A 14,376-nucleotide genomic window follows, 5' to 3' on the forward strand; every position below is an offset into this window, starting at 1 on the left:
CCTAACCAAATCATATCTGTAGCAATAAACACTACAAACGCAATAAAAAACAGTTTTAAAGTGAGTCCATTCATTATTTGTCCTTATGGATTGATTCTTTGTGAAACTCTTCAAGTAATACAGCTTCTATCTTGGGGTAACTAAACTTAAAACCAAGTTCATTCAGGCGCTTTGGGACTACTCTTTGGCCTTTAAGTAGCAAATAGTCTCCCATTTCACCAAACAAAGCGTTAATAACGAACCCTGGGGTTTTGAGAAAAACGGGTCGCCTTAGTGCTTTTGCAAGTGTTTGTGCAAACTCTTGTTGGGTGACTGGGCAAGGACTTGTGATATTTACAGGCCCCGTGACTTCTTGATGTGTGATAAGAAAATCAATGACATTGATTAAATCCTTAAAGTAAATCCACGACAGCGCTTGTTGACCACTACCCAAAACACTTCCTAAGCCCAAGCGAAAAGGCAGCTCTAATTTTTTAAGCATGCCTTCGCCTTGTTTTAGCACCACTCCAAGTCTTAATGTAGTTACTGCTATGCCTGCCGCTATAGCAGAGTTAAGAGATTGCTCCCAAAGAAGCCCTATCTGTTGTAAAAAATCAGCTGATGATTCAGGAAGAGGGGATTTTTCGTCAAAAGAGTCTTCGCTAAACTCTTGTGCTCCATAAATTCCTATGGCGTTAGCGCAAAAAAATCGAGGTTTAGCTTGGTGATGAATAAGCCATTCAATGAGTTGCCGATTAGTTTCGGTACGTGATTCAATAAGTTCCTTTTTTACCTTTAAGCTCCAGCGTTTTGCACCAATACTAGAGCCCGATAGGTTGATAATAAGCTCATATTGTTTGGCATCCTGAAGTGATAAGTTATCCCAGGTTATGCGACTGATGTCTTTAGAAAAAGACTCTAATTTTCCTAATGTACGACCCAGAACAGTAACTTTATGATTTTGTGAGAGGTAATTGGCTAATTCGCTACCAATAAATCCAGAAGCGCCTGCAATAAGAATATTCATGATGAATTCCTTAATTCATTAGTGCAATGAGTACATTTAGATAAGAAGCAAAACCTAGCCAAACTAGGTAAGGACTTAATAACCAAGCAATGCTTCGATGCGTTTTCTGTACTTTAATAATCAAGAGCACATTCAAACACGTTAAGCAAATAAGCCATACAGCACTGAAGATTAACCAGTGCATGTTAAAAAAGAGTGGGGTCCAGGCCCAATTCATCAGTGTTTGTAGCGCAAAAAGTAGGGCGTGTTTTTAAAGTTTCAGCCACAGCAAAATACCTATTACAATTAATGCACCTAAAAACATGGCGGCAGTTTTATCATACCGCGTAGCAATTCTTCTGAAACCTTTTATTCTGTTAAAAAATCGTTCGACATGATTCCTTTCTTTATAAATATGGGAATCATGCTCAATAAAAATAATTGTTTCTATCTCTTGAAGATGCTAAAAACAAAATTGAAGAATGGCGCCAGGATTACAATGATTTCCGCCCTCATTCTTCATTGAACAATTTGACTCCAAATCAGTTCAAACAGAAGGTGTTAAGCGCCAGTTTTTCTAGGTAAGGCTGGATCAATTTTTGGGAGAGGATCACCTGGTAATCAATTAAATTCATTCGCTCTTATTTTTCCATGCCTCTACGTGAATTTGGTGTAATAGATTCATGAATCACATCTCAATAATTGCTTTGAATTCATCAGTTACCAGCGATTTTCTAATTTTTTATGCTCAATAAGGAATGATGTCTACTTACTGGTTAAGCTTATCCTCAAATTTAGGCAGATTGTCAGCAAGTGATAAATTTGCATTTTTATATTCATCAGCTTGCGGGAAAATGATATTTATGGCGGTAAGTTGCTGCCAGTAAATTTCTGCAGAAATGAGTTGCAATTCTAAAACGTGTCCGCCAATACGTCTGTTTTCATCAACAAAATGCAAATGAATTCCTTTTGCTTTCATGGGAAACATAAATTCTGGAGTATAAAAGCCCCCTAAGTCCGCCGTGATTTCGCCCGTATTAATTAAAATTGAATCCTCAATAATTGCTGAAATGGCTTTATAAGGCTTGGTTTGTTTGGGGACGCTGCCCAAGGCAATATTAGCGGCATGCGCTTTAATGCGTAATGCTGCGGGATAGTTTTTTGTCGGTACATGCGCTAATAATACGCTCTGCAATTCTTCAATTGATACAATATTTTTTATGGTAAAAGAACGTCCGGCTCCCAAATTTGCTATGGCAGCCCATGGCAGCAATTCACTATCTTCGGCAAGGCGGGTTTGCCCATTTGCACAATGGTAAAATTGATTGTCAATAACGACCAACTCACCATCCAGCGCATGAAATGTGCCAAGTCCAAGGTTACCGTGCTTTTTTAATTCTTTTATGGATAAGCCGCCATCGTAACAACCTTTCGATACGGCTAAAAAGTGTGAGTATTGATACAGAATAGACATATTTTAAATCCTAAGGCGAATTGTATTTATGATGATCCGAAAATAAAAGTTAGTAAAATTGAATTGGTATGAATAACTACAAACGCTTGCATCAAACAGACTTCATTTCTTCTGGCATAGCGCTGATGTCGATGAAAAATGGCTCCCAAACATGTCCGTTAATGTCTTGGAAAGCGCGGCCATACATCCAGCCCTGATCTTGCATTGGCCTGTATTCTTTCCCGCCTGCAGCTATGGCTTTATCAATCATATCGTCTACTGCAGCGCGACTTTCTAGCGACAAGGCAACTAAAACTTCTTTGCTTTTATCTGCATTGGCAAGTTCATGCGCCGGGATAAAGCTTTTAAAAAAATTTTCTTGTAAAAGCATGACAAAACTACTGTCACTGATGATCATGCAGGTGGCATTTTCATCGGTAAATTGGGGATTGAAGGCAAAGCCTAATTGGGTAAAAAATCCTATGGTTTGCTGTAAATTTTTTACGGGTAAATTAGGGCGTGTTTTTAAAGTTTCAGCCACAGCAAAATACCTATTACAATTAATGCACCTAAAAACATGGCGGCAGTTTTATCATACCGCGTAGCAATTCTTCTGAAACCTTTTATTCTGTTAAAAAATCGTTCGACATGATTCCTTTCTTTATAAATATGGGAATCATGCTCAATAAAAATAATTCGATTCTTTTTACTCGGAATAACGGCCTCCTCTTCTGCTTGACTTAAGTATTGTTCAGCAATATCGTCTATTTTTTCTTGATAAGCCTGCATCTGCCCATCATTCTTGGGGATGGGAAGGGCTTCCATTGCCTGCTTGGCAGATTGATAGGATTGGCTGCTCTCTCTTTCAAAGCCGCCAATAACAGCGAGAATATCCGGGAATAAAGAAAGGCTCTCATTCACCATAAAAGGATACAGCGGATTGAATTCAGGTCTTGCAAGTAATGATTCTATTTTCTGTTGTGCCTTATCATAATACGCCTTGCTAACCACGTGCTGGCGCAGATGCTTGGGAAGTAACAACTTGACACGGGCGATTTCTTTCTCATCGTTACTGTTGATAACGATATCAGCCAAGCTTTGGCAACCATAAAATGCCTCATTACCAATCTGGGTGATGCCTTCTGGCAAGTGGATTTCCTTTAAACTGCTGCAGCCAGAAAATGCACAATAACCAATCTGGGTAATGCCTTCTGGCAAGTGGATTTCCCTCAAACTGCTGCAGCCAAAAAATGCCCCACCACCAATCTGGGTGATGCCTTCTGGCAAGTGGATTTCCTTTAAACTGCGGCAGACAGAAAATGCCCCACCACCAATCTGGGTGATGCCTTCTGGCAAGTGGATTTCCCTTAAACTGCTGCAGCCATAAAATGCCTCACCACCAATCTGGGTGATGCCTTCTGGCAAGTGGATTTCCTTTAAACTGCTGCAGCCATAAAATGCCTCACCACCAATCTGGGTGATGCCTTCTGGTAAGTAGATTCTTCTTAAACTGCTGCAGCCACGAAATGCACAATAACCAATCTGGGTGATGCCTTCTGGCAAGTGGATTTCCTTTAAACTGCTGCAGCCATAAAATGCCTCACCACCAATCTGGGTGATGCCTTCTGGCAAGTGGATTTCCTTTAAACTGCGGCAGACAGAAAATGCCCCACCACCAATCTGGGTGATGCCTTCTGGCAAGTGGATGGCGCTTAAACTGCGGCAGCCAAAAAATGCACCATTACCAATCCTGGTAACCGAGTTAGGAATTGCGAAGGTGCCATTTTCTATATCTGCATCCAAAACCTTTATTAGAACGGTACCATCATTCGAGAGAATCATTAGCTTTGCTCAAATTTACAATAAATAAAAATTATTATACATCATGGACAAATAATAAGTAAAAAGCATATCTGGCTCGATAGGGCCCATCGGAATTTGAGCAAACATTCAAACAAGTACCGCAAAAATTATCAATTTCCTGGGAATTGACTAAATAAAAGCTGTTTTATTTCAAGTATTCGACAAGCTCTAAGAAGCTCGTGTAAAAGCATAAAGGTACGCTATCCCAGAATGACTTCATACCACCCAGCTCATTTTGTGAGCAGGTAATCTCATTGCCAATAGCACCCGCTAAGGCAAGTGTGATGTGAGGTAAAATATGTGCCTATCTTCGATTAAATGCTGCTTAACAAAACTTAAGACATTACTAGGCAACGTCCCTAAAGTTTTTTAGCCAAGATTTCATCTTAAATTGAGCACAAATTTTTCTATTTCACTTCGATCTACCCCCTCTCCCACGATAGGAGCTTTGATAGTATGATGATGCCCTTCGCGGGAGAGGGTTGGGGATAGGGGATGTCACGGATGTTGCACGAGAAAAAAAACTGATCTCGCGACAACCCTTGCTCGGAGTGGACGATATGGAATAAGAGCTATAGCAAATGCTCTTAAGGTTTCCCGTTCCCATTTAACGACAAGGATGAAAACAATGACAATGAAATACCAACGAGCCTCCCGAGCTTCACAGGAAGAAGATAATTTTTTATTGCCCTATATTAATAAAATAGTGAATGATCATGATCCGATTTACTGGAGAATAAGAAAAGCCTCTTTGTTAAAATAATTAACCACGAAGAGGAAATAACCGATGAAAAAAGTAAGACAGTTATATGTTAAGGAATTTAAAGTTGAGGCAGTTAACTTAGTGATTGAACGAGGTTATACGATCCAAGAAGCGGCGACTAATTTAGGCGTAGGGAAAAGTACGTTAGCGAAATGGGTACGTGCCTATAAACAAACCCCTGATGCTCAAACCGCCTTTCCTGGTAAAGGAAATTTAAAACCTGCTGATGCTGAACTAAAGGCATTAAAAGATGAGTTAGAACGGGTTAAACGAGAACGAGATATCTTAAAAAAGGCGCTCGGATACTTTGCCAATCCTCAAGGGTGAAGTATCAGTTTATCAAAAAGTGTATTGGGGAATTTAGCGTAACTGAACTGTGTAACGCCTTAAGTGTTTCAATGAGTGGTTATTATTTTTGGTTAACTAATCCAAGCTCTGCAAGGGCTGAACGTGATAAAGAGTTAAGTAAAAAAATCACCATGATTCATCACAATTCAAGACAGTGTTATGGCTCTCCACGTATTTATGAGTCATTGAAAAAAGCGCATGAAAAAATCAGTCGCAAGCGAGTTATTCGTTTAATGCAGGCGAATAATCTTAGTGGTAAAGTAAAACGCCGATTTAAAACCACTACAAATTCTAATCATGCACTATCTATCTCTCCCAATCGATTAAAGCAACAATTTAATGTCAAGTTGCCAAATAATGTATGGGTAGGTGATATTACTTACATTCCAACCGGCGAAGGATGGCTGTATTTAGCCGTAGTCATTGACCTATTTTCACGTCAAGTTGTAGGCTGGGCCATGGACAAGCAAATGACTCGTCAATTAGTAGGTAACGCTTTGGCTATGGGCTGCAAAAATAGAAATCCAAAACCAGGGATTATGTTTCATTCAGACCGTGGCTCACAATACGCATCAACGGAATTCAGAAGGCTGTTAACAAACCATGGTTTTATTGCCAGTATGAGTGGAAAAGGAAACTGTTTTGATAACGCGGTTGCTGAATCATTTTTTCACTCACTCAAAGTGGAGTGGATTTATCCTACACGATTTACTAATCGAGAACAGGCAAAACAATCAATTTTTGAATATATCGAAGTTTTTTATAATAGAAATCGCCTTCATTCAACTTTAAACTATTGCACACCGGTAGAATTTGAACAAAAATATTGGGCAAATAATGTGGCTTAACTTACTTTCCATAAAAACGGATCAGTATCAGAATGAGCGAGCTAGTTATGGCTATCGGCGCGTAACAACACTACTTAACCGTCAATTGCAGCTTGATGCTAAGCCCAAAGTAAATCATAAGCGCGTTTATCGAATTATGAAGGAGCATAGTTTGTTACTTAGGGTAATCCCAACGCTTTGGGCGAGCTTATATTGGTGAGTGATGAGCCGGATGCATTCAGTTGCCTGGGGGGCTTTTCAGCATACGGTGACGGTTGCGGAGAAAGGGGAGCTTCTTGCCGGGCGCTTTGCGCCATCGTTACTGCAAACGCTTAAGATGGCAGAGCTTGAGAACGAGCCATTGAGTGCGCTGCAGGCGAGGTTATCTTATGCAGAGCGCAACCCGACTGGGCAAACGGGTGAAGCCTGGCAGGGGATGCACCAGTTGCCGGTGCCTGCGATGGCTGAGCTTGATGAACTCGACTATGAGAAAAAAGCCCAAGCGTTCATTGAAAAGCGCATCGCCTCGGTCAATGGAATTTTGGCTGCTGAGCCTTATGTTTATTTAAGCGGTTTGACGGCGGTTGGCAAATCGACGTTTGTCAGGCAGTACTTTAAGAATGAAGAGGATACATTATACTCAGGCGAGCAGGCGTTAAGCGCCTGGGCCGGTGATAAGAGTGAGAAGCGCAAGATTCTTTTCATTGATGAGGCGAACATCGGTACGCGGCAATGGACGGAATTTGAAGGGTTGTTTAACAACCCGCCGGGTATGCTCATTGATGGGGAATACACGTTATTAAGCCCACAGCATAAGGTGGTATTTGCCGGCAACCCGGTGAATTATGGCGGTGAGCGCAAGCTCTCGCCTTTCTTTGCCCGGCATGGCAATGCGCTGGTGTTTGAAGCGATGCCGCCTGAATTTATTTACCAGCATATTTTAAAGCCTTTGTTGGTACAAAGCTTAAACGAGGAAGCAGTTCTTGCCACATGCAGGCAATTATTAAGCGTGTATGCCTACCTTGCGAATGCATCCAGCAAGGAAGTGCTCATTTCCCCGCGTGAACTGGAAATGATGGCACTCCTCACCCTGTCTTACCTTAAAAAGCACCCGGAGGCAGACGCTGCGCAGGTGGCGGCTTATTATGCTTATCAACTGGGTAAGGAGTTGCTGCCTGTTGAGGAGCAGGAGAAATTTTCCCAGCGCTTTAAGCCTCAATTTATCCCCGCTCATGAGGTCAAAGAAATCGATAGGAAGGGGCTTGAATCCTTTGTCATGACCCCTTCCCGCCAGGTGGTGTACCAGCAATTGGCTGATGTGTTAGCCTTGCGGGACTTCAAACGCCATGCCGCAGCAACCGATGCGCAACGATACGGCGGCTTGGGCGGCATGGTGCTCGAAGGCCCGCCCGGGGTGGGCAAGAGCGAGCTTGTGACCCTGGCACTCCTCTCGCATGGGTTTACCGAAGCGACGTTATCCTCGCCTAGGGAAGGCGAGAATAGCTTCTACCGCATGCCGGTCAGCATGCAGCCGGATGATAAGAAACGCCTGCTGCTCAAAGCCTTCAAGGAAGGTGCCGTGGTGGTCGTCGATGAAATCAACAGCTCACCGATGATGGAGCGTTTGCTCAATGACTTGCTGATGGGCGAGAGTGAGGAAGGCAAACCCGATAAACCCGGTTTTTTTATCATCGGCACCCAAAACCATCGAACGCATGTTTAATAAACTCAAACATTTTAGAAGAGTGGCAACACGATATGATAAACTTGCTCAATCTTTTTTATCGTTCATTTATATTGCTGCAACCGCCCTTTGGTTAAGATAAATGTCGACAGAACCTAATACGCTTTCTGCGAGGATATGATTTTGCATGGTATTGAGGACGGCCTGTCCATCAAAGGAGAGCATACTATCCAGTGCATATAGCTTAAAGAAATACCGATGCGTGACGATAACCTGTGGTGCCCAGCTGTTTTTACCGCTCATGGCACCGGCAGGCAAGATTTCGCTAGCTGATAAATTATTAATGTTTGCCGGATATTAAAAAGTACCCAGTGCACCCACGCCCCCGCGGTACATCCGGGTCATCCACAATTAAAACGAAAGACTTGGTATTGGCTGGCGGGTTTGTCCAGGATAGTGGAGAGGAGTATCTTCCCCTTCGCACGTTCTTAGAGTAGGGATTAAGTGAATAATTCAAAGCTCGACCGCGGGAAATAATATTATCGTGCAAATGTGGCATAAAAACTCATAATTATATGAACAATATTTATAATAATAGATCTTTTACTATTATTTATATGCAAATTGACCGTAATTAATATTTTTTTATCGTATTCAATCACACTCTAAAATCCCTCTAAGGATAATCTCAGCGATTAATCACATAATTGATAAAAATGTCTAAATTAGAATAATATATAAAAAACAATGTGATTTATTACATGAACGAAGCAATTAAAGTTTTTTTACCCACCGCTGAGGCCATCTCGCGATTACTGCATCCTTATGCAGAAGTGATTGTACATGACATTATACAAAACAAAATTGCGGCTATTTATCATCCATTTTCAAAACGCCGGGCAGGTGATCCTTCCTTGCTCGTGCAAGACGATATCAAGTTATTAAATGATTGCATTGGGCCTTATGAAAAAACAAATTGGAATGGTAAAAAAATTAAATCGGTGAGCAGTATTATCCGGGATAAAGATCAGCAGGCTGTAGGGATGCTCTGTATTAATCTTGATATTTCTGCATTTGAGCAATGCAATGAACTCATCAAAGCATTTATTCAGTGTGAGCAACTAATCCCAAAACCAGAACCTCTATTTAAAGATGATTGGCAAGAACGAATCCATAATTATGTTCATCATTATTTGAATGAGCATAAATGATCCTACCTCGAAAAACCGGACACCCACTTTATGCAACCATGCCAAATTTGCTAGGGGTCTGAAACCCTAAAGTTGAATGGATGCGTTTGCGATTGTAAAACACCTCAATATAATCGAATAGAGCTAATTGAGCCTCCTTTCTGGTTTTATAAGTCATCCCATAAATGGTCTCCACTTTGAGCATGATTCCCATATTTATAAAGAAAGGAATCATGTCGAACGATTTTTTAACAGAATAAAAGGTTTCAGAAGAATTGCTACGCGGTATGATAAAACTGCCGCCATGTTTTTAGGTGCATTAATTGTAATAGGTATTTTGCTGTGGCTGAAACTTTAAAAACACGCCCTAGTTTTTGCACGCTCAAGTTCTATTCATTAACACCGATATTTATCCATATAAAAGAAAATATGGGCTTGGAGGCAGCGATGAAAAAAATAGCCAAATTTAATATCGGTGATGTAGTCATTCATAAAAAACAGGGATATCGGGCTGTCATTATTGACGCCGACCCGCTGTTTCAAGCGTCCGGGCAATATAACCCGCAGGCAGACAAGCGCGAATTCGCCTGCAAGGCTCCCTGGTATCGATTGCTGGTAGATGAAAGCAGCCTCAGTACTTATGTAGAAGAAGATTTATTACTGCGCGATGACAGTAAACAAGCGGTTAATAACCCAAATGTTAGTGTGTACTTAATTACCATTAAAGATGGATATTATACCAGCAGTTATAAACCTCATTAACAGCGGCAATGCCTCTTAAAAGAGGGGCATTGCCGCTGTTTTTTTCAGTCATGACGGTTCATCATAGATAAATTTTCTTGTGCGGATTCTTTATCTTGTGCAGTTAATTTCTCATTTAAATGCTTTAATTTTTGCAAGGTATCCTTTTGGTTTTGCAGATATCGGTATTGAGCTTGTTTTTGCAGGTTAATCTGAGATTGCAGCTCCAGGATGTTTTTTTTGATTTGTTGCATTTCCAAGTCGTGTGATGTTTGGGGTGAGTGGGAGAGTAGAAACATGCGCTGCATATAAGTGTCGGCAGAATTATCCTGCCTATAATTGGCAAGCATTTCCATCCTTTGCTCTTCCTTTAGCTGGATGGCTGTCGTATTGTTTTCCAAATTAATTAACTTGATATTTTCTGCATTCACTTGCTCACTTAAAGCGTTTAAATTGTTTTCTACGTGGGAAATATGCAAATTTATTTTTCTTAATTGTTCTGTGTAATCATTTTTTAATTTTTCCAGTTCAATGAGCGAATGGTTGGGCAGAAGGTGTGGCGATGCTTGAGTTTTTTTAGCAAAAAACATTTCGTCTCCTAGGGCGTGTTTTTAAAGTTTCAGCCACAGCAAAATACCTATTACAATTAATGCACCTAAAAACATGGCGGCAGTTTTATCATACCGCGTAGCAATTCTTCTGAAACCTTTTATTCTGTCCAAAAAACGTTCCAAGCGTTTCCTTTGTGCATCGCAGCGATATCGCGTAAAACACTGGCTAAACAACGTCGGGTTTAACGAAGGGTGTCCACCCGCCAAACCGTGTTTAAACTCAACCAAAGACAGCCAATCCGCCCACGCATACCCTTCTTTCTTGATTAAAGCAAAATCCTCAGGCAAGGAAACCACTTCACCCGCGCAATCAACCGCACCGCGAATCAACGCCTGTTGCCAAAATTGCAGGAAGTCCTTATCCTCCCACAACCCATTGCCTATCTCGACAACTGAAACACCCGACTCAAGTGCTGTGACCAACTCCCCTTTCTTGAAAAAAAGCGAATCCCCCTGCAACACCCAGCGCCCAATTAAACGCTCCTTCCAATCCGAACCATGGTACAAATCAATGGCATGGCTGGGCACCGTCGGATTCGCTTCCTGAAACGGCAGCGCTCGCTGCGAGGCAAGCAGCGTCGCCTCATCCAAAGGACACACCTCTATCGCATCCTTCCCAAACCGTGAGTAAAAATCTTCCCCCTGGTAACAATCAGGCTTGCTCGTGTTGATAAGCCCTATCACCATCGCACCAGCAGGCAAAGGCGTCCCATCCGCATGCGGCTTCGCATCAATCAACCCATTCAGCCGCACAAAATCTTCCGGCCGAAACGCATCGTAATTCACCAGAAGAATGGGCGGATTACCTTCCTCATACGGCTTTTGCAAAAAATCATGCAACGGACCACCAGGACCGCGTTTTAAATCACCCCGCTCACCCTGTCGCGCCACATAAGGCGCTGAACAAATCAAATCATCCGGCGAGTTAATCACATACACCGGGCGATGGATGCGCTTTGCGTGCAACAGCAACGCCGATTGCAGCGCCAAAACCGATGCCTCACTGCCCAAATCAATCAACCGCTTCCCCTGCAAGGGCTGCAACAACCGCTGGCTGTAGGACAACAGCGATTCCACTCGCGGCTTTTCCTTAACCCACGTCTCAAACCGACCATAATACGAATTCGGATTGCTCGGTATCTCCGGTAATTCTTCAATAACCACCGAAGAAGGCGGAATTATCTCTTGAGATTGCGGCAGAACCTCCTGGGATTGCGGCAAAACCGAAGCAGGAACTTCCGCAGGCCGTTTGACAGGAGGAACTGGATTCGTAACCGCAAGCTTCGCAGGGTAACCACCCAAATCACACGCAATCCAGTTAACGCCTACCTTCACTTCCACAAAACTGTGGCACTCATTGTTCACCACCCGCACCGGCGTCTTTGGGTATCTCCTCGCCATCTCGTGCTTAAACGCAATCGCCCGATGCCGGCACGCACCTGTCTTTTGCGCATAAATCGCCTGCGCATACTCGATTTGAAGATAAGTGGACCTCATTAAGTATCTATAATAAAGTAGCATACGCATCATAATTGAAATTAATTGTTGAAACAGTCCTACCCTCATGAAAATGCCATATTAACTTTCGTATTCGTTGGATCAGATCTTCCATTTTTGTAAATGATTTGCAGCCATAAACGTTCTGCTTTAACCAAAGCCAGAAACGCTCAATAGGATTATACTCTGGCGAATATGGTGGTAGAAAAAACAACTCCACCCATCCTTGTTTCTTAACAAAAGCCTGTACTTTTCTACTTTTATGTATGGAACCATTGTCTAAAATGATGATTAGTTTTTTGTCTGGGCTTGCTTGATGGAGTTGACGCAAAAACCAAATAAATTGCTCGCTGCTTCCCCGATCCGCTTGTTTCCAGTAGAAACGATTTGTATGCATGTTTAATGCGCCAAAAATAGTTTTACTCAGCCTGCTTTTAACTGTATGAACTACTTTTTTTCACCACATTTAAACCAGCCACGGCTAACATATGGTTGATTAGAAAAATGAGACTCATCAACAAACAGTATTTCAATGTCCTGTGTGGAGTATTTCCCAATCTCATCTACGATTGCATTGATACGTATTTTTTTCTCATCAGCCGATGGTGCATTTGTAGGCAATGTTTTTGAAAAGCGCTTGTACACAAATCCTAATTTATTCAATGCCTTTGCCAAGGTATTGTCACAAACAGACAAACCTTGTTTTTCAAACCAGTGACGTAAAATGCTTATCTGCCAGCCAGACTCTTGATAGCCATAGTCTTGAGGAGAGTTATTTAGTAATTCTTCAAGTTGTGATTCAATAATAACGGCTTTCTTGGCGGGGCGTCCTGATTTTTGATGAGTTTCCAAGCCACAGATGCCTTCGGTTTTATAGCGATTTAGCCATAATCTAATTGTATGCTCGTTACGGCTTAGTTGGGTTGCGATTTCTTTAACAGATTTACCAGCGCTGCATAGCAATACATAATGCGCACGTTCACCAATGTTTGAATTCTTCGTTAGTCTTAAGCGATTCAACGCCGATTGTTCCTCAGCGCTTAATGACATCCTTATCATCTAATTCCTACCATTTTTCAAATGACATAGGATAAACGCTATCACATAATCTTTCTAGATACTTAATGAGGTCCGCTTATTGAAACGTCGAAATATGAATTAAATAAAAAGGGGGTATTTGGAATGAAACGCAGTAAATTTACAGAAGAACAAATATTATTTGGTCTAAAGCAGGTTGAATTAGGAACGAGTGTTTCGGAGGTATGTCGGAAGCTTGGAATCAGCGAAGCGACGTTTTATATCTGGAAGAAGAAATATGGTGGTCTTGGTGCCTCGGACCTTAGAAAGCTGCGTCAGCTGGAAGATGAAAACAAGCGGCTGAAACAGCTGGTTGCTGATTTAAGCCTGGATAAACAGATGTTGCAGGATGTTCTGTCAAAAAAGCTTTAAAGCCACGTAAGAAGCGTGAACTGGCAGTTTTTCTTCAGGATGGGTATCGAGTAAGTATCCGTAGGAGCTGTGCAGTTTTAATGATGAGCCGGAGCGTATACCAATACCGCTCCTGCCGTGGCGAAGATACTGCTATAAGACACCGCATCAGGGAAATCGCTGAGACACGGGTTCGTTATGGCTATCAGCGTATTCATGTGTTGCTGCAACGAGAAGGCTGGGTAGTCAACCATAAAAAAGTTCACCGTATTTATTGTGAAGAAGGCCTTAATCTTCGCAGGAAGCGCCCTCGCCGGCATGTGACAGGTGCTCACCGGGAAGAGCGGCAACTGGCCTCTACGTTTAATGAATGCTGGAGCATGGATTTTGTTGCTGACAACTTGTTCAATGGCAAGAAAATACGGGCATTAACTATAGTGGATAATTTTAGTCGCGAATGCCTTGCCATTCATGTAGGGAAGGCCATCCGAGGCGAAGAAGTTGTCGGCGTTCTTGAAGGTCTTAGGGTGCTTGAGAACAAACAGCCAAAATCCATACGCATTGACAATGGTCCTGAATTTATTTCAAAGAGTTTGGATAAATGGGCTTATCAGAATCACGTGACTCTGGATTTCTCAAGGCCTGGAAAACCAACAGACAACGCGTTCATTGAATCATTTAATGGCAGTTTTCGGGATGAATGTTTGAATAGCCACTGGTTTCTATCTCTTGAAGATGCTAAAAACAAAATTGAAGAATGGCGCCAGGATTACAATGATTTCCGCCCTCATTCTTCATTGAACAATTTGACTCCAAATCAGTTCAAACAGAAGGTGTTAAGCGCCAGTTTTTCTAGGTAAGGCTGGATCAATTTTTGGGAGAGGATCAATAAGTCGGAAAACTCTAGTTTAGGTTGGCACTAATAAGGGGAGGTTTACACCTCAACTTTAAATAGGTGCAATTTAGCCTATGACTCAAATCAACAG

General features: G+C 41.9%; 15 protein-coding genes and 8 pseudogenes (1 of these 23 running past the window's edge). 9 read left to right on the forward strand and 14 right to left on the reverse strand.

All coding sequences use genetic code 11. From position 1 onward, the window contains the following. From NKV53_RS11740 to NKV53_RS11750, 4 genes and pseudogenes are all read right to left on the reverse strand, one after another. A protein-coding gene (locus tag NKV53_RS11740) for a DUF2177 family protein (protein WP_253351200.1) crosses the window boundary here: on the reverse strand, positions 1–74 show its beginning. 130 nt of this gene lie to the left of the window's left edge; 74 of the gene's 204 nt are visible here — the first part of the coding sequence; it begins with the start codon at positions 72–74; its stop codon lies beyond the left edge, outside the window. Further along, a complete protein-coding gene (locus tag NKV53_RS11745; protein WP_253351201.1) occupies positions 74–1,006 on the reverse strand; it encodes a TIGR01777 family oxidoreductase in 933 nt (310 codons plus the stop codon). The genes NKV53_RS11740 and NKV53_RS11745 overlap by 1 nt, the downstream gene beginning before the upstream one ends. A gap of 10 nt (positions 1,007–1,016) precedes the next feature. Continuing rightward, positions 1,017–1,238 (reverse strand): annotated as a pseudogene (locus tag NKV53_RS12110) (TspO/MBR family protein); the annotation flags it as partial. An 18-nt stretch (positions 1,239–1,256) separates the two neighbouring features. Continuing rightward, positions 1,257–1,412, reverse strand: a pseudogene (locus NKV53_RS11750) (IS5/IS1182 family transposase); the annotation flags it as partial. A gap of 17 nt (positions 1,413–1,429) precedes the next feature. On the opposite strand from NKV53_RS11750, the pseudogene NKV53_RS11925 reads away from it, so the two are divergent. Next, positions 1,430–1,570 (forward strand): annotated as a pseudogene (locus NKV53_RS11925) (integrase core domain-containing protein); the annotation flags it as partial. Between the two features lie 184 nt (positions 1,571–1,754). Here the strand turns inward: NKV53_RS11925 and NKV53_RS11760 are convergent. From NKV53_RS11760 to NKV53_RS12115, 3 genes are all read right to left on the reverse strand, one after another. Continuing rightward, positions 1,755–2,459, reverse strand: a complete 705-nt coding sequence (locus tag NKV53_RS11760; protein ID WP_126954679.1) for an acetolactate decarboxylase — start codon at positions 2,457–2,459, stop codon at positions 1,755–1,757. A gap of 91 nt (positions 2,460–2,550) precedes the next feature. Next, positions 2,551–2,979, reverse strand: coding sequence for a VOC family protein (locus NKV53_RS11765; RefSeq protein WP_127057642.1), 429 nt, complete (start codon positions 2,977–2,979; stop codon positions 2,551–2,553). Continuing rightward, the gene (locus NKV53_RS12115; protein ID WP_371923202.1) at positions 2,964–4,280 is read right to left on the reverse strand and encodes a leucine-rich repeat protein; all 1,317 of its coding nucleotides are present in this window, start codon (positions 4,278–4,280) and stop codon (positions 2,964–2,966) included. Before NKV53_RS12115 ends, NKV53_RS11765 begins: the two co-directional genes overlap by 16 nt. An 808-nt stretch (positions 4,281–5,088) precedes the next feature. Between NKV53_RS12115 and NKV53_RS11780 the strand changes: the two genes are divergently transcribed. From NKV53_RS11780 to NKV53_RS11795, 4 genes and pseudogenes are all read left to right on the forward strand, one after another. Then, positions 5,089–6,260 (forward strand): IS3 family transposase gene (locus NKV53_RS11780; protein WP_127057644.1). Its coding sequence is split into 2 segments (ribosomal slippage): positions 5,089–5,368 and positions 5,368–6,260, totalling 1,173 coding nucleotides; the frame shifts between segments, so codons are not numbered across the junction. Further along, positions 6,250–6,420, forward strand: a pseudogene (locus NKV53_RS11785) (IS3 family transposase); the annotation flags it as partial. The gene NKV53_RS11780 and the pseudogene NKV53_RS11785, both read left to right, overlap by 11 nt. A gap of 1,209 nt (positions 6,421–7,629) precedes the next feature. Beyond that, positions 7,630–7,962, forward strand: a complete 333-nt coding sequence (locus NKV53_RS11790; protein ID WP_253351227.1) for an AAA family ATPase — start codon at positions 7,630–7,632, stop codon at positions 7,960–7,962. Beyond that, a pseudogene (locus NKV53_RS11795) lies at positions 7,946–8,065 on the forward strand (transposase); the annotation flags it as partial. The gene NKV53_RS11790 and the pseudogene NKV53_RS11795, both read left to right, overlap by 17 nt. On the opposite strand, the gene NKV53_RS11800 reads toward NKV53_RS11795, so the two are convergent. After that, positions 8,032–8,226, reverse strand: coding sequence for a hypothetical protein (locus NKV53_RS11800; RefSeq protein ID WP_253351230.1), 195 nt, complete (start codon positions 8,224–8,226; stop codon positions 8,032–8,034). The pseudogene NKV53_RS11795 and the gene NKV53_RS11800 overlap by 34 nt on opposite strands. Before the next feature lie 37 nt (positions 8,227–8,263). Next, positions 8,264–8,482, reverse strand: coding sequence for a hypothetical protein (locus tag NKV53_RS12120; protein ID WP_325049567.1), 219 nt, complete (start codon positions 8,480–8,482; stop codon positions 8,264–8,266). 202 nt (positions 8,483–8,684) lie between these two features. On the opposite strand from NKV53_RS12120, the gene NKV53_RS11805 reads away from it, so the two are divergent. Continuing rightward, positions 8,685–9,134 carry a transcriptional regulator gene (locus NKV53_RS11805; protein ID WP_253351203.1) on the forward strand — a complete coding sequence of 150 codons (450 nt, stop codon included), beginning with the start codon at positions 8,685–8,687 and terminating at the stop codon, positions 9,132–9,134. A gap of 28 nt (positions 9,135–9,162) precedes the next feature. On the opposite strand, the pseudogene NKV53_RS11810 reads toward NKV53_RS11805, so the two are convergent. After that, positions 9,163–9,270: pseudogene (locus tag NKV53_RS11810) on the reverse strand (IS3 family transposase); the annotation flags it as partial. Positions 9,271–9,315: 45 nt separating this feature from the next. On the opposite strand from NKV53_RS11810, the pseudogene NKV53_RS11815 reads away from it, so the two are divergent. Further along, positions 9,316–9,471, forward strand: a pseudogene (locus tag NKV53_RS11815) (IS5/IS1182 family transposase); the annotation flags it as partial. A gap of 89 nt (positions 9,472–9,560) precedes the next feature. Beyond that, positions 9,561–9,875, forward strand: a complete 315-nt coding sequence (gene hspQ, locus NKV53_RS11820) for a heat shock protein HspQ (protein WP_126954509.1) — start codon at positions 9,561–9,563, stop codon at positions 9,873–9,875. 44 nt (positions 9,876–9,919) lie between these two features. Here hspQ and NKV53_RS11825 read toward each other — a convergent pair whose 3' ends face one another. From NKV53_RS11825 to NKV53_RS11840, 4 genes and pseudogenes are all read right to left on the reverse strand, one after another. Beyond that, positions 9,920–10,444, reverse strand: coding sequence for a hypothetical protein (locus NKV53_RS11825; RefSeq protein ID WP_126954508.1), 525 nt, complete (start codon positions 10,442–10,444; stop codon positions 9,920–9,922). A gap of 21 nt (positions 10,445–10,465) precedes the next feature. Beyond that, positions 10,466–10,600, reverse strand: a pseudogene (locus NKV53_RS11830) (IS5/IS1182 family transposase); the annotation flags it as partial. A 1,369-nt stretch (positions 10,601–11,969) separates the two neighbouring features. Further along, positions 11,970–12,389, reverse strand: a complete 420-nt coding sequence (locus tag NKV53_RS11835; protein WP_126955072.1) for an IS630 family transposase — start codon at positions 12,387–12,389, stop codon at positions 11,970–11,972. A 20-nt stretch (positions 12,390–12,409) separates the two neighbouring features. Continuing rightward, on the reverse strand, positions 12,410–13,012 hold the full coding sequence (locus tag NKV53_RS11840) for an IS630 family transposase (RefSeq protein ID WP_158615019.1): 603 nt from the start codon (positions 13,010–13,012) through the stop codon (positions 12,410–12,412). Between the two features lie 132 nt (positions 13,013–13,144). On the opposite strand from NKV53_RS11840, the gene NKV53_RS11845 reads away from it, so the two are divergent. Beyond that, positions 13,145–14,250, forward strand: a protein-coding gene (locus NKV53_RS11845; protein WP_127111455.1) for an IS3 family transposase whose coding sequence is annotated in 2 segments (ribosomal slippage) — positions 13,145–13,397 and positions 13,397–14,250 — 1,107 coding nt in all. Because the reading frame shifts where the segments join, the coding sequence is not laid out codon by codon here. Positions 14,251–14,376: the final 126 nt, after the last annotated feature.

Origin of the sequence: Legionella sp. 27cVA30 (assembly GCF_024160945.1) — a bacterium.
Lineage (GTDB): Bacteria > Pseudomonadota > Gammaproteobacteria > Legionellales > Legionellaceae > Legionella_A > Legionella_A septentrionalis.